The following is a 19,260-nucleotide window of genomic DNA, read 5'->3' on the forward strand; positions in this document are numbered from 1 at the left end:
CAGCACCAGCTGAAATCCGCTGTGCCGTTCCCCGCCCACCCGAATCATTGAATTGTTCCCGACCTATCCAGTTCCCCGAGCTTCCGCGCGCGACTCGACAGCATCGAGGGTGCGCGGGCCGGCTCGCCTATCGTTGCCAGCTCTCGGAGAGTAACCGGCGATAGCGAACAACCAGGAAAAATTATGTGGATAGTGCACATGGACCGTCTGAGACGGCGGTCCATGTGCCAGTTTCAGCGGTCGTGACCTGCGGGAATTTCCGCGAGGGTGGTAAAAATCACGTTTTCCCATTCTCCGGAATGGGAACCCCCCTCGACAATTACGGCCCGCAGGTCATCCGGCGCCGTCGAACCGGGCGCGAACTCGTCCCCGGCCCCGGCGTACAGGTGGGTGACCCACTCCTCGGCCAATGCCTCAGACAGACCGTCCAGTTCTTCTACCAGCACGATAGAAGCGCCCACCACGCCCGCCGAGACCAACTCCACCAGCGCCAGCGCGGTATCGGCCGGACCGCTGTGGAAGGTCCGGGACTCGAAACTCAGCTCCGTCGCCAGGCGGACCCGCTCGACCGCGGCGGCCAGCCCGTTATAACTCAGCACACCCGTGCCCGAGACGAACGCCGCGTCATCCCCGCGCAGTGCCCGGGTCCGGCTGGCATAGGTCACCGGACGCTTCGACTCGGCGGCGATCTGCGCGACCACCTCCGGATCGTCCAGCACCAACCAGTCGATTCCGGCGGCGGTGACCGGCGCGGAACCACTTGTCACACCGACCTTCACATCCAGCCCGGCCGCATCGGCGGCGATCAGCGGCACCAGCATCGCGCCCGCCTTGAGCACCGCCCACGCGGCCACGACCTGTTCCACGCCGCGCTCGAGATGCACCACCACACCGGCGCCCGGTCCGCTGCCGTGCGCGATCAGCACCCGTGCCAGGCGCGACGATCGCGCGTCCAGCTCCTGGTACGTCACCATCTCATCGGCCCAGACCAGCGCCGGGCCATCGGGATCATCCTCGACCGCGGTGGTCAGCACCTGGGTCAGCGCCGCACCGCGGGTGACCGCGGCCACCGGCTCCGGAGCCTCCGAAACCTGCTGCTCCACACCGGTTTCCGGTGCGTCCAGCAGCGCGATGTCGCCCACCGCGATATGCGGATCCGCCGCCACCGCGATCAGGATGCGCTCCAGCACCCGCCCGAACGATTCGACGGTCGTCTCGTCGAAAAGGTCCGTGGCATAGGCGAAGATCACATCGAGATCGCCCAGCCCGCCGTCCGCGCCCACGCGCGGTTCCATGCTGATCTGCAGATCGAACTTCGCCGCCGCCAGATCGGTATCGATGGCCGACACCCGCAGTCCGGGCAGTTCCAGCACCGGCGTCTCGGTGTTCTGCAGCGAAAGCACCACCTGCAGTAGCGGATTCGCGGCCGAACGACCCGCCGCCGCCACTTCGGACACCCGCTCGAACGGCACATCCGCATTGGCGAACGCGTTCAGATCGGTTTCGCGCGCCCGGGCGACCAGCGCGTCGAACGGCGCGGCCACATCGACGGCGGTGCGCAGCGTCAGCGTATTGACGAACATGCCGACCAGATCGTCCAGCGCGCGTTCACCACGCCCCGCGACCGCGGTGCCGATCACCACGTCACCGTTGCCGGACAGGCGCGCCAACCAGGCCGCGACCGCCGCGTGCACCACCATGAACAGCGACGCGTTGTGCTGGCGCGCAATACGATTCAGTCCGGCGTGCACCTCGGCGGGCAGGCTGAAGTCCAGGAACGCACCCGCCATGCTCGAGGTGGCGGTCCGCATCCGGTCGACCGGCAGTCCCGGCCCCGCCGGCAGATCCGCCAGTTGCTCCCGCCAGAACGCCAATTGCGCCGCCGCGGTGGACTCCGCATCCGATTCCACACCGACGACCGCACGCTGCCACACCGCGAAATCGGCGTACTGCACCGCCAGCGGCGTCCAGTTCAGGTCCTGACCGGCGGCGCGCGCCAGATAGGCGGTCATCATGTCCCGCGCCAGCGGAGCCATGGAGGCCCCGTCCGCGGAGATGTGATGCGCCACCAGCACCAGCAGGTAGTCATCCGGATCATCGCCGGTGATCAACCGCACCCGGACCGGAACCCGTTCCGCCACATCGAATCCGGTGAAGACCAGCTCGGCGACCCGCGCACCGATATCCGCTGCCCGCTCGACCTCGAGCCCATCGGGCAGCACCTGCGCCACCGACAGGATCTCCTGGTAGGCCGCGGCGCCCGGAGCGGACTCCGGATACCGCGTGCGCAGCACCTCGTGCCGGGTCAGCACATCCTCGACCGCCTGCCGCAGCGCGGGCACATCCAGCTCGCCCTGCAGGCGAATGGCCATCGGGATGTTGTAGGCGGGCGAATCCGGATCGAACTGGTTCAGCACCCACATGCGCTGCTGCGCCAGCGACAACGGCACCCGCGCGGGCCGTTCCCCGGCCACCAGCGGCGGCCGCGCCCCGGTGCCCGCGCCCGGCACGATGCGCGCCGCGAGCCCGGAAACCGTTGCGGTCTCGAACAATTCACGCACGCCGACATTGGTGTCCAGCGCCTCGTTCACCCGAGCCACCGCCCGGGTGGCGATCAGCGAATTGCCGCCCAGCTCGAAGAAGTCGTCATCCGCGCCCACCCGATCGACGCCGAGCAGATCCGCGAACACCCCCGCCACGATCTCCTCGATCGGGGTCGCGGGTGCGCGGAACACCTTGGCCTCGAACACCGGCGCGGGCAGCGCCCTGCGATCCAGCTTGCCCGAGGCGTTGAGCGGGAACTCGTCCAGCACCAGCACCGCCGACGGCACCATGTACGACGGCAATGCCTGCGCCAGAGCGGCTTTCAGCTCGTCCGCATCCGCCGCGCCCACCACGTATCCGATGAGCTGATCCCCGGCGTGCGCGTCCGCGCGCACCACCACGACCGCCTGGGTGACACCGGGCCGCGCCAGCAGCGCCGCCTCGATCTCGCCCAGTTCGATGCGCAGACCGCGCAACTTCACCTGGAAGTCGGTGCGCCCCAGGTAGTCCAGCTCTCCGGCGGCGCTCCACTTCACCAGGTCGCCGGTGCGATACATGCGCTCGCCGTGCCCGAACGGATCGGCGACGAAGCGGTCGGCGGTCAGATCCGGTCGCGCCACGTATCCGCGCGCCAACTGCACACCCGCCAGGTACAACTCACCCGCGACACCGACCGGCACCGGATTCAATCGCGAATCCAGCACGTACACCTGGGTGTTGAACACCGGTGCGCCGATCGGCACCGAGCTGCCGTCCAGATCGGTCACCTCGTGATAGGTGACGTCGACCGCGGCCTCGGTGGGTCCGTACAGGTTGTGCAGTCGCGCCCCGGTCAGTTCGCGCAGCTGCTGCGCGGTACCGCCGGGCAGCGCCTCACCGGAGGCGAACACCTGTCGCAAGCGCAGCCCGGCTGCCTCGGACCGACCAAGCGTGCCAACGAACACCGAAAGCATCGACGGCACGAAATGCGCTGTGGTAATACCTTGTTCGGCAATTACCTGCGCCAAATACACAGGATCGCGATGCCCATCCGGTTTGGCGACAACCAGTCGCGCCCCGGCCTGCAAGGGCCAGAAGAACTCCCACACCGACACGTCGAACGTCGCCGGAGTCTTCTGCAGCACAGCGTCTTCGGCGGTCAGCCGGTATTCCGCCTGCATCCAGACCAGCCGGTTCACGATGGCGCGGTGGCTCACCGCCACGCCCTTGGGCTTACCCGTGGAACCGGACGTGAAGATCACATAGGCCGTATTGTCCGCCGCCAGTGGCTGATTGCGCTCGGCGTCCGCGATGGGGCCGCCGTCGATGCTCTGCGCCGCGCGCTCCAGCTCCTCCACCTGCAGGGTGGTGATGGCCCGCCCGGACTCGAAGCCGTCCGCGTGCGTGGTCAGGATCATCCGGGGCTGCGCGGTATCGAGAATATGCCCGATCCGGTCCAGCGGCTGATCCGGATCGATCGGCACATAGGCCGCACCGGCCTGCACCACCGCGTACATCGCGACGACGAGTTCGGTGGAACGCCGAATGGCAAGCGCCACCAGCGCTTCCGGCTCCAGCGCGTACTGCCCCATCATGAGTCGCCGCGCCAGCCGGTTGGCCCGCCGCTGCAATTCCCGATAGGTGAGGACCTCGTCCTCGAAGACCAGCGCGATGGCATCCGGGGTCGCCGCGACCTGCGCGTCGAACATCGAAACCAGCGTCGCCGGAACACCTTCCGGCAGTCCGACCGCGGCCTCCAGATCGAATCCGGTGGCATTCCACTCGCGCACCACCCGCTGCCGCTCGGCGGCATCGAAAATGGCGACATCACCGACCGCGATACCCGGATCCGCGGCCACCACGCCCAGAATCCGTTCGAACCGCTCGGCGAACACCGCCACCGTGGCCTCATCGAAAAGATCCAGGGCGTAAGAGAATTCACCCGCCAGCCCACTGGCGTCGCCGCGCTCGTCATGCGATTCGGCCATGGTCAGCTGCAAATCGAACTTCGCGAACGGAATCTCGAGATCGGCACCGGCCACGCTCAGCCCGGGCAGCTCCAGGCGCGTCGGCGCCATATTCTGGAATGCCAGCATGACCTGGAACAGCGGATTGCGCGCCTGCGATCGCGCCGGATCCAGCAGCTCCACCAGGCGCTCGAACGGCACGTCCGCATGCCCGAAGGCGCGTACGTCATGCTCGCGCACGCCCTTGAGCAGCTCCTCGAAGCTGAGCGCCGGATCGACATCGCTGCGCAGCACCAGCGTATTGACGAACATGCCGATCAGATCGTCGAGTTCGGCCGCACCGCGCCCCGCCACCGGCGTGCCGATGGCGATATCCCGGGTGCCCGACAATCGCGCCAGCAGCACCGCCAGCGCCGCGTGCACCACCATGAACAGCGTGGTGTTCCGGGATTCGGCCAAGCGCCGCGCCCCGGCGTACACCTCATCGCTGATCCGGAAACCGTATGTCCCACCCTGATACGAGGCGACCGGGGGCCGCGGCCGATCCGACGGGAGCACCAGCTCATCGGGCAGATCGTCGAGCGTCGCGCGCCAGTACGCGATCTGCTGTGCCAGCAGCGATTCCGGATCGTCCTCGCTGCCGAGCGTCTCGCGCTGCCAGACCGCGTAATCCGCGTAGTGCACATCCAGCGGCGTCCACTGCGGTTCGGCGCCGCGCGCCCGTTCGGCATAGGCGGTGACCAGATCCCGGGCCAGCGGTCCCATGGACACGCCGTCGGCGGAAATATGGTGCACGGTGGCGACCAGCACGAACTCTTCGGCGGCAATCCGCAACAGCCGCAGGCGAATCGGCGGCGCGGCGGTGACATCGAAACCGGCGCCGACGATTTCGGCCACCCGCTCCGGAATCTCCGCGGCGTCGATATCGACCAGCGGCAGTTCGGGCACCGCCCGCGCATCGGTGACCGGGAGCACCAGCTGGTACCCTTCGCCGTCCACCTCCGGGTAGATGGTCCGCAAAACCTCATGCCGCGCAACGAGATCCCGGGCGGCCGCCCGCAGGGCCTCGATATCGACCGCACCGCTCAATCGCACCGCCAGCGGAATATTGTCCACCGCGCTGTCGGGATCGAACCGGTTCAGGAACCACATGCGCTGCTGCGCGAACGACAGCGGCACCCGCTCCGGGCGCGGCAGCGAACCCAGCGCCGGTCCTGCGGCCGGGGCGGTCTCGCCGTCGAGCCGCTGTGCCAGCGCGGACACCGTCGAAGCCTCGAACAGCACGTGCACCGGCACCCGTACATCGAGCGCGGTGCCGATTCGAGCCGCCGCCTGCGCGGCCAGCAGCGAGTTGCCGCCGAGCTCGAAGAAGTCGTCGTCCGCGCCCACCCGCGCGTCCGGGTTATCCGGGATCAGCAAGGTCGCGAAGACCTCGGCGACAGCCGCTTCGGTGGCCGTGGCGGGCGCGCGGAACTCCCGGGCGGCGAATACCGGCTCCGGCAGGGCATTGCGGTCCAGCTTGCCCACCGGCGTCAGCGGAATCTCGTCCAGCAGCACGATGGCGGAGGGCACCATGTACGCGGGCAATGACTCCCCGACGAATACCGCGAGCTCATCGGCGTCGAGCGTGGTGCCCGGCCGTGGCAATACGTACGAGACCAGCGCCACCGCACCCGAGGGCAGCGTCTTGCCCAGCGTCGCGGCGTAATCCACATCCGCGTGCGCGGTGAGCGCGTTGTCGATCTCGCCCAGCTCGATGCGCAGACCGCGAATCTTCACCTGGAAATCGGAGCGGCCCAGGTATTCGATGACGCCGGATTCGGTCCGCTTCACCAGGTCGCCGGTGCGGTACAGCCGCGCCCCCGGCACCCCGGTCGCCTCGCCGAACGGGCTGGCCACGAATCGTTCCGCCGTCAACCCCGGTCGACGGTTGTACCCCTGCGCCAGCGCCGGACCCGACAGATACAGCTCGCCGACGACACCGTCCGGCACCGGCCGCAGCCGCGCGTCCAGCACGAAAGCGCCCACACCGGGCACGGCCGACCCGATGGTCACCGCCTCCCCGGGCAGCAACGGCGCACTGCTGGTGGCCAGGATCGTCGCCTCGGTCGGCCCGTAGCCGTTGTAGAACGCCCGCTGCTCGGTGGCCCAGCGGCTCACCAGTTCCGGCCCGAACTTGTCGCCCGCCACCACGACGGTCGTAAGTTCGCTCAGCCCAGTCGAATCCACCGATTCCAGCGCACCGGGGGTGATCAGTACGTGCGAAACCCGTTCGCGCCCCAGCAGTTCCGCGAGCTCGATACCGCCGAATACCCCGGCGGGCGCGATCACCAGCGTGGCGCCGGCGGTGAAGGCCAGCATCAACTCCAGTACCGACACATCGAAACTCGGCGAACAGACATGCAGCACTCGCGAATCCGCGGTGACGTCGTAGTGCTCGCGTTCGGCGGCGACCAATCCGGCCAAGCCGGTGTGCGTGACCACCACGCCCTTGGGCTTACCGGTGGAACCCGACGTATAGATGACATAGGCCGGATGCTGCTCGGTGAGCGCGCGCACCCGGTCCGCGTAGGAGATCGGGTGCGAAGGCTGCGAAGCGATGCGCTCCGCGCGCACCGGATCATCGAGCTCGATCCAGTAGGTGGCGGTGCCCAGCGATCCCCGATGCTCCCGGGTGGTCAGTCCGAGTACCGCACTCGAATCGGTGAGCAGATGTTCGATCCGGTCCGGCGGATAGGCCGGATCGACCGGTACATAGGCCGCGCCGGTCTTGGCGATGGCCCACACCGCGAGCACGGATTCGATCGATCGGGTGATGCCGATGGCGACCATATCGCCGGGTCCGACACCGCGGCCGATCAGTTCCCGCGCCAGCTGGGACGACTGCGCGTCCAGGTCGCGATAGCTGATCTCGCGCTGGTCAGCGGGCTGACCGGTCGGGTTGTACCGGATGGCGATGGTATCGGCCGCGGATTCGACCGCGGCGGTGAGAAGCTGCCCGAAGAGAGGGCTGCCGGACCGACGCCGACGAGAACCGCGAGCTGTACGGCGGGCAGTATCCATTCGAGTGCATTCACCTCTCGGGTCAAACGGTCCCCACGCCGAAGACCTTCGGCCGACCCAAGTCGACGACGGCGGCGCCCGGGTAGGCGGACTGAGCAATCATATCGGGCTCACGGAGCCGCGATCACGGCCTCGAGCTCAGTGACTATCGGTACCCAAGCGGGAGCGTTGCAACCATGTGACCTGAGCCACAGCCATTCACAGCCACCCTCTGCGGGTGGCCTGCACGCCCGCCTGGAACCGGGTGCTGGCCCCGAGCCGCTCCAGCAGACTCGCGGTGCGCCGCACCACGGTTCGCCGCGACAGGCCCAGCCGTCGCGCGATGGTGTCATCGGTCGCGCCCATACTCATCAGGGTCAGAATGGCGCGATCCCGCTCATCGAGGGATTCCGAGGGATTCACCGAGATGGGCGTGGCCATGGACCACAGCGAGTCGAACGTCTTGACCAGCAGATCCAAGGTCGGTGACGGTCCGACCCGCACGCCCATCGGATCCCCGCGCCGCTCGTCGGTGTGCAGTACCAATACCGCCCGGCGGTCATCGGCCAGGATCAGCTTCATCGGCGGATCGGGCAGCGTACGAGCCTGCGCGCCGACCGCATTGGTCGCCAGCACATGCCGGAGGCGCTCGGCGTCCTGGTAGATCGTCTCCTGATACAGCGTCCGATAGTCGATGCCCGCCGTGATCCGAGCCGACTTCAGTTCGAACAGCCGCTCCTCGGTCTCCACATCGGACAGGAACGGTCCGCGCTCCACAACCTTCACAACCGAATGCGCCGTATGCTGCAGATCCTCGAAATCGGCCAGCAGCTGCCGCCGTTCGTAGACCGCGACCACAGCGCCGTCGGCATCGGTGGTGCGCCGCACCGAACGGAAGGTCTCACCCAGCCGGGCCGCGGCCGACTGCATGCGCAACATATCGCCGCTGCGTCGTCGAGTCTCGGCCTCGGACAAGGCTTCCGGGGCATGCGCGTCCCAGCGGACGGTGCCATTGTTCTCGGTCAGCCGCACCGCTGCCTCGAGATGGCACAGCGCTTCCAGCGCCGCCTCGGCTATGCGCGGCGGGCAGCCCAGTCGCTCGGCCACCTCGAACGCGGTCGAGCGCGGATGCTGTACGAGCACCGCGTAGGCGCGGCCGTGCAACGAGGCAGGGTCGAATAGGTCATCGAGTGTCGTCACCGCGCCCACCGGCATGCGCCGGTCCGGGAAGCGCCCGTTCGCGTGGGCCGGTGAACGCTCTACTGGTCCGGGCCCCACTGCTGCTGCATGATTACGCCCTTGCTGGCCAGCCATGGGAGAGGATCCGTCTTCGTTCCGTTGGCGTCCCAGATCTCGAGGTGCAGATGAGGTCCGGTGGAATTGCCGCGATTTCCGACGGTGGCGATGACATCGCCGGTGTTGACGCGCTGTCCGGCCGATACGTACATGTCATTGACGTGCCCGTAGACCGCGGTGGTGCCGTCGTCCTGCAGAACGCGCACCCAGAGACCGAAACCGGAAGCCGGACCGGCCTCCACCACCGTGCCACCCATGACCGAGTGGATCGGGGTGCCGATGGCATCGGCGAAGTCGATCCCGTAATGCATTGCGCCCCAGCGCGAACCGAAGCCGGAGCTGATCACGCCCACATCGACCGGCCGCACCGCGGGGGCGGGAGCCAGCTTCTGCTGCAGATCCTTCAACGTGGCTTCGGCCTGCGCCAAGGGGTTCGCGATCTCCGGCGGCAGATTCTGCAATCCGAAGGGCGCGGGCGCGGGAGCCGCGACAGGTTTTCCGCCATCCGCAACCGGTTCGGCTGTCGGAGCGGGAGCAGGCGCGGCGACATCGGCGGCCTGCTTGACCGACTGCGCCACATCGCGCAGTGCGAGGTCCTGTCCAGCCGATTTGTCCTCATGATTGGGGGCGATCGGCGCGGCGTGGGCCAGCGCGGGAACCATCTGCGTCGCGGTGCCGATCAAGGCACTCGCGGCGACCGCGGCTCCGGCGGCGACCTTCACGCGGTCAGCGGTGGAGGGTTCGGCCCGGTGCCGTTTACGTGCGACGGCGCCAGCACGACCGGCACCAGAATCACCAAGCAAGTCCATAACTGATACGGAGTTCGCGGTCTCTCTGTGGTGCGACAAAACTCGTCCTAGCGTTCGATGGTCCGGTAACGATTCGGCATCGCTGTGACAGAAACAATACTCCCCCGTGACCATTCCGCAACCTTGCGTTCGAAGATTCCAGGTGGTAGCTGCCACCGGTTGATCACGTGCGGAAATCGGGAGCGCACACTGATGGACGTGCTACTCGATGAGCTGAATACGCCGATCGTGCTGGCCCCCATGGCGGGCGGGCCGTCCACACCCGAACTGGCGGCCGCGGTCTCCGATGCGGGCGGATTGGGATTTCTGGGAGCCGGATATCTCGGCGCGGAAGATCTCGGCGGGCGAATAAAGCAGACTCGCACCCTCACCTCCGCGGCATTCGGCGTGAATCTGTTTTACCCCTCCGCACCTAGTCCCGTGACCAGTTTCGGTGACTATGTTGATCAGCTGGCGCGCGAATTCCCGGTCGGTGAAGCGAGATTCGACACCGACGGCTGGGCGGCCAAACTCGATTTGCTGATCGCGGATCCGGTGCGCGTGGTCTCGAGCACCTTCGGCTGCCCGTCGCCCGAGGAGATCGCGCGACTGCACGCGGTCGGCACCGAGGTCTGGGTGACGGTCACCTCCGTGGCCGAGGCGCGCATCGCGGTAGAAGCGGGCGCCGACGCGCTCATCGCGCAGGGCGGCGAGGCCGGCGGCCATCGCGGCAGCTTCGCCGACCGGCCCGAAGACGACACCGCGGATCCGCTGGGCCTGCTCGCGCTGCTGCAACTCCTGACCGCCGCCGTGGAGCTGCCGGTGATCGCCACCGGCAGCATCACCACCGGCGCGGCCCTGGCGGCGGTATTGACCGCCGGAGCCGCGGCCGCGCAGATCGGCACCGCCTTCCTGCGCTGCCCCGAAGCGGGTACCGCGCCACTGATTCGCGATGCCATCACCCTGGACACCCCCACCATGCTCACCCGCGCCTTCACCGGCCGCCGGGCGCGTGGGCTGCGCAACAAGTTCATGCTCGACCATCAGCAGGCCCCCGCCGCCTACCCCGAAATCCATTACGCCACCGGTCCTTTGCGAGCCGCCGCGCGCGCCTCGGGCAATGCCGACGAAGTGAATCTCTGGGCAGGTCAGGCACATTCGCTCGCGCCCGAGCTACCGGCCGGCGAGCTGGTCCGGCAGCTGTCCCGGGAAGCGAAAGAGGCTCTGAATAGGGCGGTTTCGATCCGAATCCAGGGTTATTGACAACCGTTAGCGATTAGAATCGGCTGACACCATCCGCCATCCCATGAGGAGAGCGATATGTCACTCGACGTACCCAGCGCACTACTCGAGCGCGCCGAACGCGGTGAAGTCAGCGATGACGAATTCGTGGAATGCGTCCGCAGCTCACTGCCCTACGCATATGAGGTCGTCAGCCGGGTGGCGGCCGATTTACATTCCGGCACAGAGGAATACGCGGATAATGTGATTCCGCCGCCGGACGAGGTGGCCCGGGGCCAGCTGTTGCGCGCCATGGCCTCGGACGCCATCCGAGGCGGACTGGAACGGCATTTCGGGATCAAGCTCGCCTTCCAGAACTGTCACCGCGTCGCGGCATTCCCGCTCGAAGCGGTCGGCGGCGACACCTACAGCACCTTCATCTCCACCCGCGCGCAGCTGCTCAATCAGAGCCCGGAGCTCCGTAACTGCTGATCGCACAACGGTATCGGCGCGGCCGGAGCATTCCGGCCGCGCCGCTGCGCGTGCTCAGACCCGCGGCCGCCGGAACAGTTTGATCTGGCGGTACGCCGCGTAGACGCATCCGGCGAACGACCCGTCGAACCAGACGTGGGCGAATATCCCGGCTCCCCACGATCCCCAGCCCGGCGAGAACGTGATGCAGACCGCCGCGATCGTCAGCATGCCGAAGAACACGCACCCGATGGCGATCACCACCCACAACACCACCCGCCAGAACGTGATCGGCGGCCGGGCGGGATGCGGCCCGGATCCCCGCTGCGGAAACTGCTGCAACGTGGGCGAATAGGCCTGAGCGGCGGGCGGATAACTCGCCGCGGCGGGCGGATAGCTGTGCGCGGCGGGCGGAAAACTCGGCGTTGCGGGCGAAAAGCTCTGCGCCGCAGGCGGATAACTCGCTGCGGCAGGCTCATAGCGCTGCGCACCCGGCGGATAGCTGTTGGCGGCCATCGGCGGGTAGCCGGGCGCCACCGAAAGCCTGGCCTGGGCCGCCGCGTAGCCAGGAGCCGCGACCTGGCCGCCCTGCGCCGCCGGGGCGTAACTCCGCGCGGCCGGTGGATAACTCGGCATCGGCTGCGGCTGCCCCTGCGCCGCGGGACCATAGTTGGGCGGCACCGGCATCGGGCCGCGCACCGGTATGGGTTCGGACACATGCACCGGGGCCGGTGCGTCGAGCGCCGTCCGCGCGGCGGCGGCCAGTTCACCCGCGCTGTCGTAGCGCTGCTCCGGGGTCTTCGCCAAACCGCGCGCGATCACGCGATCCAATGCCGCGGGCACACCGGGCGCGAGCGCACTGGCGCGCGGCGGCGGGGCGGTCATATGGGCGAGCATCTGCTGCGCCGCGTCCTTGTCGCCGAACGGCCTTTTGCCCGTGAGACATTCGAACAGCAGGCAAGCCAGCGAGTAGACGTCGGAGCGAATGTCATCCACCCCGGAGAACCGTTCCGGAGCCATATAGGCCCAGGTGCCCACGGTGACGCCGGTGGATGTCAGCGCCGTCGACCCCGCGCCGCGGGCCAGCCCGAAATCGATCAGATAGGCGAAGCCGCTGGGCAGCACAACGACATTCGACGGTTTCACATCACGGTGGATCAGCCCCGCGTCATGCGCCATATCCAGTGCCGACGCGATCTGCTCCACCATGTCGACGGCGGCGGCGGGTGCGTAAGCCCCCCGGTGTTTGAGCACATCGTCGAGGTCGGTCCCGTCGATCAACTCCATATCGATGAACAGTCGCCCGTCGAGTTCACCGAAGTTGTGGATGGGCACGATATGCGGTCCGCGCAGTCGCGCCGCCAGTTGCGCTTCCCGCTCGAACCGCCGCCGATAGTCCATATCGGTGGCCAGGTCCGCGGGCAGCACCTTCAGTGCCACATCACGGCCCATCCGGGTGTCCTGAGCCAGCCACACCTGCCCCATACCGCCCTGCCCGAGCAACATGATGAGCCGGTAGTGACCGAGCGTCCCGTCCCCCAACAACTGTCGTCCTTTCAAATCACCCATATCGGGCAGGCGCTCAGCATACGACCTCGGGTGACGTATCTCCCGCGCTCTTGACCGCCACTCCCCGTGTGCGTAATTCTGCTGCCGGAGACCACAATCTGCATAGAGGAGCACCCGTGCCGAGCAACGACCCAGCCGACACCTTCGACCTCTGGGATCGAGACGGTGACGGCCAGATCTCCGCCGACGACATCCTCGCGGGAATCACCGCCCTCGGCCTGGAAATCGACGAAGCAGCCGTCCACCGCCTGGTAGCCGCCGCCGATACGGACGGCGACTGGCTCATCTCCCGCGCCGAATTCGACGCCGCCCGCTTGGGCCGCGACCCCGAAATCACCGACGCCGACGCCGCTTTCGACACCTTCGACGTCAACCGAAACCAACTCATCGAGGTAGAAGAACTGGAGTCCCTCCTGCGCACCTGCCCCGACCTCTCCCCCGACTCCGCCGAATCCCTCCTGGCAGCAGCCGACACCGACGGCGACGGCCACCTCTCCCGAGCCGAATTCACCGCTCTCCTCGCCAAACTGGCTCGCTGACGACGGGCTATCGGAGACAAGAACCTCAAAGACAAAAACCCAAGAGACAAAGACGCCAGGACGAGAAGAGATAAAGACCCAAAGACAGGAAGAGACAAAACCCTCGAAACACCCTGGCGACACACACCTTTGGCCTCGGGCAATCCGTCGATGACGTGCGGGCTTGTTTGTCTTTGGTGTGGTAGTTCCGAAGGTAACCACAACCGTCCAGCCGAGCTGGAAGGTGAGAGGGACTCCGGAGGGTGGGGGTAAAGCCGGGTACGGCAGGCGAGGTTCCCGCTCCGAAAGTTCGTGGCATTCTGCTGAACCCCGCTGGAAAGCGAGGTTCGGGCAGGGGTCTGCTACGAAGGCCCCGGGACCCATGGCGGTGCCCCCGACGGCGATCCCTGTTTCAGGGTCGCGTTGCGTCGGTTCAACCACTGCTTGCGGCGATCAGCCGCGCATCGATCACGTTCCTGGATCCTGGCCAGGGATGCGGCCATCAACTCACCGGGGTGGTGTCGGTGATTGACCCGGGGTGTCCCGGTCGGGTCGATGTGCGAGGGCGCTATCCATCCGGTGCGTCCCGGGTAGTCGGTTTCGGGTCCCATGACCACCGTTTTCCAACCACCCGGGCCGTCATGGACCAGGGCATGGCAGGAATCGCACGCCAGGGTGAGGTTCTCGATATCGGTGGGTCCGCCCTTGGCCCACTCGACGATGTGGTGCACGGCGGCCATGGTGGCGGGTGCGTCGCATTCCGGTCGGGTGCAGCCTTTTTCGGCGGCGGTCAACGCCAGGCGTTGGGCTTTGGTAGCGAGGCGGTGGGCTTTGGTGCCGACACGCTTGCCGCTCAAATGCAGGGGCATACCGTTCGGGTCGAAGATCGCCAGGTACGGAATCGACTTCGACGCCAACTTGAGTGCTTCGGGGACCGACACGGTGCCGCCTGATGCGGTGGTGACAACTCCTGCGGCGCGCTCGACTTCACCGATGCTCATGGTGATCACGGTCGAGACCGGCAGGCCACGGTGCGAACCGAGGTTGGTGGTACCGATCTCCGGGCGCAGGAATCCCAACAGCGCGTCGTGGGTACGTTGCGCGGCCGAACGAGTGTCACGCTTAGCTGCGGCTTCCACGACCTCGCGATGAATGGATTCGTCTGCGGTCCACGGGCTTTCCGGGTCATCAGGGTTGCACATGCCGGGCCGGGCGAGTTTGGCCAGCACCGGATCCAGCACCGCGCGCAGGGTCGGGGTCAATTCACCCGAGACCGTGGACATCCCATCCGCACGCTGGCGTCCGATGGTGATCCCACGCATCCGCTGCCGGTCAGCGTCCTTGGCCAACTGCCCGTCCGGGTCCACACGCATCATGATTTCTTCCCCGAGACGAGGCAGGGCGTCGGGGAATCCGTTGCGCGCGTAATCGGTCAGGATCTCCTCGGCGACTTCCTTTTTGCCCATGTCGAGCTCGCTGGGCAACCGGTTCATGATCGCCATGATCTGACGCGCGTGATCCCCGGAAATCGCTCCTTCACGCTGGGCTTCGGCAACATACGCCAACGGCGCTTCCAGAATTCCGGTGGTGAACGTTTGCACCGCGAGCTTGTCTGCCGCCCGCACCCGAGACACCGCATCAGCATTGGACAAATGCAGAGTCTGCCGCAGAAACGCCGCAGGAGTGGGGCTCCCATACCGCCCCGGCAAACTCCGAGTACTGACCTCGCTGGTGAACCGATGCTTGACCGCTTCGAGCTTGCGCACACTGGCCTCGACCTCACGCATCACCGCAATGAACTCATCATCGCTATGCGGATCAAGACTCGACCCCAGGAGCCCATCCACCGCCGCCGCCAGCGCGATTGCGCTGGCAGCCAGTTCGGTGTTTCCCCCCGGATTCATAGCTTTATTCTACCGTAATACAACACCCAAGAATAGCCGAATTACATTGTGATGCAATCCTTTTCAGAAGCATAAGCCTTTAATTCTCATGCTTCAAGGAGCTTTCGCTTCAATACCTTCCCCGTCGGGTTACGCGGAAGCTCCTCCAGGAAGACAACTTCCCGGGGCACCTTGTATCGCGCCAGATTCGTCTTCACGAACTCTCGCACGTCTTCCTCCGTAAACCGTTGCCCCGCATGCACAACCACGAACGCCTTCAACCGCGCACCGTACTGCTCATCGGGAACACCGAGCACCGCGACCTCCCGCACCGAGGCGTGCGTGTACAGCAATTCCTCGACCTCGGCGGGGAATACGTTCTCCCCACCGGAGACGATCATGTCGTCATCCCGTCCATCGATGAAAAGTCTTCCGGCACTGTCGAAATGCCCCACATCGCCGGAAGACATGAGGCCGCGGATGATCTCCTTGTGCCCGCCGCCGGTGTAGCCCTCGAACTGCGCGAAATTGCCGACGAAGATGCGGCCGGTCTTTCCGGTGGGCAACCGTTTGCCCGCGTCATCGAGGATCTCGACCCGGGCGCCGAGGACCGGGCTCCCGACACATCCGGGCTCGATCGCCAGATCGTCCGGGGTGGCGATGGTCGCGTACGCGACTTCGGTTGAGCCGTAAAGGTTGTACACCACCGGACCGAAGGTGGCCGTCACCTCGCGGCACAGTTGCGCGCCCAATTGCGACCCCGCTACGAAGATAATGCGCAGCGCCGACAGGTCGCGGCCGGTGACGCCCTTGCCGCCGAGGTCGATCATGCGTGCCAGCATCACCGGTACCGCGATCACCGTGGTGGCTTTGTTCCGCGCGATGCTGTCGATCGCGGCCTGCGGATCGAATTTGCGGCGCACGACGAGCGTGGATCCGAAGCCGAGAGTCAGCATGCCGCAGGCGAATCCGAGCGTATGGAACATCGGCGCGCAGCATTCGGTGACCTCGCCCGCCCGGAAAGGCACCTTGGAGAGCAGCCCACCCAGTAGCGCAAGGGATTTCGGCTCCTGCCGGGGCGCGCCCTTCGGGGTGCCGGTGGTGCCGCTGGTCAGTAGGACGATCTTGGGTTCGACCCCCGGCGACGGCGGCGCGGCGGGAGAACCGTTGGCGATCAGCGCTTCCAGGCTGTTCTCATTCGGCTCGTCCGTCCACGCCAGATAACTGCCCCGCAATGGTGCGACCTCATCGAGCATGTGCGCGTATTCCGCGTCGTACACCAGCAGATCGGTGCCTTCGCGGGATGCCACATCCCGAATCTGCGGCCCGGCGAAATCGGTATTGAGCAGAATGATGCGCGCACCGCATTTGGCCGCGGCGAAGACGGCATCCACCAGTCCGCGATGATTGCGCGCCAGAATCGCCACGCCCTCACGGGGTTTCAGTCCGCGCGCCTGCCAGGCATTGGCGAGCCGGTTGGAGCGGTCCTCCAATTCGGCGAAGGTGAGCGAACCAAGTTCATCGATCAGCGCGGTGCGCCCGCCATAGCGCGCGGCCGACAAGCGCAGCCCGGCGGCGATGGTTCCGTAGCGCAGCATGGCGGTGGCCGCGGACAGCAGCACCGTCGGCGATTCGATGCGCGCCAGCCCCGCATCCAGGAACAGCCGCGCGGATTCGAGCTCGAGATAAGCCCGCTCCCCCACCGACCGAATCACTCCGAGCGTCATGCGCACCCCATCCTCGCGTCCCACCCCACTGTGGGCATCTGCCCTCAAACTAACCGCGCACCCGCCCCACCGCCAGAGCCCGCGCAACCTCGCACCCCGGCACGCCGAACCGGCTCGGTGTGCCGCACCCACGCCGAGGCCCGCATCCTCCCGATACCGAGTGGATGCGGGCCCGGTCGAACACTCAGGACAGCGTGGTGACCGTCAGCGCGCCATCCGCGTACTGCGCACGCAGCCGCTTCTTGTCGAATTTGCCGACGGAGGTCTTGGGCACCTCGTCGATGAACGTCCAGTGCTCGGGCAGCTGCCACTTGGCGAACTTGTCGGACAGGAAGTCGCGCAGCTCTTCGGGTTTGGCTTCCGACCCGGCCGCCAGCACGACCGCGACCAGCGGCCGCTCATCCCACTTCTCATCCGGGATGCCGATGACCGCGGCCTCGGCGACCGCCGGATGACCCACGACGGCGTTCTCCAGATCGACCGAGGAGATCCACTCGCCACCGGACTTGATGACGTCCTTGGACCGATCCACCAGCGTCAGATAGCCATTGGGGCTGATCTTGCCGACATCACCGGTGCGCAGCCAGCCGTCGTCGAACTTGTCGGGATCGACCACCGCGCCGCTCGGCGAATAGTACGAGCCGGTGATCCACGGGCCCTTCACTTCCAGCTCACCAAGGGCGACACCGTCATTCGGCACCACCGCGCCGTCATCGCCGACCAGGCGCGCCTGCACGCCCGCGGGGAAACGGCCCTGGGTGTAGCGGTAGGCCCATTCCTCATCGCCTTCGGCGGTCGCGGGCGGATGCGCCACGGAACCGAGCGGGGAGGTTTCGGTCATGCCCCAGGCGTGCAGGAGTTTGACGCCGTGCCGCTCCTGGAAGGCACGCATCATGGAGGGCGGTACGGCCGCGCCACCGACGACGCAGGTGCGGAGGTGGGAGATGTCCTGGGGTGCGGCCTGCAAACCCGCCAGCACACCACCCCAGATGGTCGGCACCGCAGCAGCGAAGGTCGGCTTCAGCGCGGCCATCATCTCCAACAGCGGACCCGGTTGCAGGAAACGGTCCGGCATCAACAGGTTCGCGCCCGACATCATCGCCGCGTACGGCAAACCCCACGCGTTGGCATGGAACAACGGCACGATCGCCAGCACGGTGTCGGCTTCGCTGAAACCCATACCGTTGGGGGCGCACACCTGCATCGCGTGCAGGAAGTTCGAGCGATGCGAGTACACCACGCCCTTGGGGTCACCGGTGGTGCCCGAGGTGTAGCACATACCCGCGGCCGACCGCTCGTCCACGACCGGATAGTCGAAGGTATCAGGTTGCGCGGCAAGCAATTCCGCGTACGAATGCACCTGCACACCCTCGGGCGCGGTCAACGTCGACGCGTCACCGTTGGCCACGATCACATGCCGCACCGTCTTCAGGTTCGGCAGGTACTGCGCGAACATCGGCACCAGCGTGCCATCGACGATCACCACCTGATCCTCGGCATGATTGGCCACATACACCAACTGCTCCGGGAACAAGCGAATGTTCAATGCGTGCAGCACCGCACCCATCGCGGGCACCGCCACATACACGACCATGTGCTCGTTGTTGTTCCACATGAAGGTCCCGACCCGATCACCCTCACCGATGCCCAGGTCACGCAAGGCATTGGCAAGGCGGGCCGCGTCCGCGCCGATCTCGGCGAAACTCTGGGTACGGACACCATCACCGGTCCAGGTCGAAATCGTGCTCTCACCCTGGAAGGTCGACGCGTACTTCAGCAGTGTCGCCAGCGACAGCTGCTCGTCCTGCATTGTGCTCAACATTTCCCAACCGCTCCCTACATATCCCTACTGGAGAGTGAACTGAGTCACTGCCCCGGAGGATAGCTGAAATCGGACATCAGGGGTTCGGGGCTGGGCATTTAACAGCTGCGGGCGGCGGACCCCACCTCCGCCGCCCGCAGCCAGCGCCGACCTGCCACCGCCTACACGATGACCTGCCGGCCTCGAAGTCCCGGCCAGGAGCAAGCTTGCAACGACGCCCCCTGCGGCGCCGCAGAATAGCCAATCACTAACCAGGACAAGCAAATTGGAGCAAGATTCTCCGTGAATATAGGTAGTGGAGCGGTGGGCTGTCCAGTCGGCGACAGCGTCGCAGGTCAGACGGTGCTCACCGTCCCAGAAAGATTCCGGTGAGCCGGGAAGATCCCCGCGCGGGCAAACATCGCGGTGCGAACCACCGCCGAAATGGCCGAAA

General features: G+C 66.6%; 10 protein-coding genes. 3 read left to right on the forward strand and 7 right to left on the reverse strand.

Translation table 11 applies throughout. From position 1 onward, the window contains the following. Positions 1 to 233 precede the first annotated feature (233 nt). From ACFVUS_RS17350 to ACFVUS_RS17360, 3 genes are all read right to left on the reverse strand, one after another. Positions 234 to 7,553: an amino acid adenylation domain-containing protein gene (locus ACFVUS_RS17350; protein WP_387766776.1), complete on the reverse strand. Its 7,320-nt coding sequence runs from the start codon at positions 7,551 to 7,553 to the stop codon at positions 234 to 236. A 198-nt stretch (positions 7,554 to 7,751) separates the two neighbouring features. Next, complete coding sequence (locus tag ACFVUS_RS17355) at positions 7,752 to 8,732, reverse strand: helix-turn-helix transcriptional regulator (protein WP_364641192.1); 981 nt, start codon at positions 8,730 to 8,732, stop codon at positions 7,752 to 7,754. Positions 8,733 to 8,791: 59 nt separating this feature from the next. Then, entirely contained in the window at positions 8,792 to 9,550 is a 759-nt protein-coding gene (locus ACFVUS_RS17360; RefSeq protein WP_375962909.1) for a M23 family metallopeptidase, read from the reverse strand. A 285-nt stretch (positions 9,551 to 9,835) separates the two neighbouring features. Here ACFVUS_RS17360 and ACFVUS_RS17365 point away from each other — a divergent pair, with 285 nt between their 5' ends. Then, positions 9,836 to 10,879, forward strand: a complete 1,044-nt coding sequence (locus ACFVUS_RS17365) for a nitronate monooxygenase (protein ID WP_387769924.1) — start codon at positions 9,836 to 9,838, stop codon at positions 10,877 to 10,879. A gap of 57 nt (positions 10,880 to 10,936) precedes the next feature. Further along, positions 10,937 to 11,329 carry an SCO5389 family protein gene (locus tag ACFVUS_RS17370; protein ID WP_387766780.1) on the forward strand — a complete coding sequence of 131 codons (393 nt, stop codon included), beginning with the start codon at positions 10,937 to 10,939 and terminating at the stop codon, positions 11,327 to 11,329. Positions 11,330 to 11,383: 54 nt separating this feature from the next. On the opposite strand, the gene ACFVUS_RS17375 is transcribed toward ACFVUS_RS17370, so the two are convergent. Continuing rightward, positions 11,384 to 12,877 carry a protein kinase gene (locus ACFVUS_RS17375; RefSeq protein ID WP_387766782.1) on the reverse strand — a complete coding sequence of 498 codons (1,494 nt, stop codon included), beginning with the start codon at positions 12,875 to 12,877 and terminating at the stop codon, positions 11,384 to 11,386. A 116-nt stretch (positions 12,878 to 12,993) separates the two neighbouring features. Between ACFVUS_RS17375 and ACFVUS_RS17380 the strand changes: the two genes are divergently transcribed. Next, a complete protein-coding gene (locus tag ACFVUS_RS17380) occupies positions 12,994 to 13,416 on the forward strand; it encodes an EF-hand domain-containing protein (RefSeq protein WP_387766785.1) in 423 nt (140 codons plus the stop codon). A 341-nt stretch (positions 13,417 to 13,757) separates the two neighbouring features. On the opposite strand, the gene ACFVUS_RS17385 is transcribed toward ACFVUS_RS17380, so the two are convergent. From ACFVUS_RS17385 to ACFVUS_RS17395, 3 genes are all read right to left on the reverse strand, one after another. Continuing rightward, positions 13,758 to 15,299: a DUF222 domain-containing protein gene (locus ACFVUS_RS17385; RefSeq protein ID WP_387766788.1), complete on the reverse strand. Its 1,542-nt coding sequence runs from the start codon at positions 15,297 to 15,299 to the stop codon at positions 13,758 to 13,760. A gap of 86 nt (positions 15,300 to 15,385) precedes the next feature. Further along, positions 15,386 to 17,005 carry an acyl-CoA synthetase gene (locus ACFVUS_RS17390; RefSeq protein WP_387766792.1) on the reverse strand — a complete coding sequence of 540 codons (1,620 nt, stop codon included), beginning with the start codon at positions 17,003 to 17,005 and terminating at the stop codon, positions 15,386 to 15,388. 184 nt (positions 17,006 to 17,189) lie between these two features. Next, positions 17,190 to 18,827: a long-chain fatty acid--CoA ligase gene (locus ACFVUS_RS17395; protein ID WP_387766795.1), complete on the reverse strand. Its 1,638-nt coding sequence runs from the start codon at positions 18,825 to 18,827 to the stop codon at positions 17,190 to 17,192. Between the last annotated feature and the right edge of the window lie 433 nt (positions 18,828 to 19,260).

The organism is Nocardia sp. NPDC058058 (assembly GCF_042885355.1).
GTDB lineage: Bacteria > Actinomycetota > Actinomycetes > Mycobacteriales > Mycobacteriaceae > Nocardia.

Excerpts from the sequence above, each read along its gene's own strand:
- ACFVUS_RS17350 (WP_387766776.1), bottom strand. The coding sequence starts at position 7,553 with ATGGATACTGCCCGCCGTACAGCTCGCGGTTCTCGTCGGCGTCGGTCC.
- ACFVUS_RS17370 (WP_387766780.1), top strand. The coding sequence starts at position 10,937 with ATGTCACTCGACGTACCCAGCGCACTACTCGAGCGCGCCGAACGCGGT.
- ACFVUS_RS17375 (WP_387766782.1), bottom strand. The coding sequence starts at position 12,877 with ATGGGTGATTTGAAAGGACGACAGTTGTTGGGGGACGGGACGCTCGGT.
- ACFVUS_RS17385 (WP_387766788.1), bottom strand. The coding sequence starts at position 15,299 with ATGAATCCGGGGGGAAACACCGAACTGGCTGCCAGCGCAATCGCGCTG.
- ACFVUS_RS17390 (WP_387766792.1), bottom strand. The coding sequence starts at position 17,005 with ATGACGCTCGGAGTGATTCGGTCGGTGGGGGAGCGGGCTTATCTCGAG.
- ACFVUS_RS17395 (WP_387766795.1), bottom strand. The coding sequence starts at position 18,827 with ATGTTGAGCACAATGCAGGACGAGCAGCTGTCGCTGGCGACACTGCTG.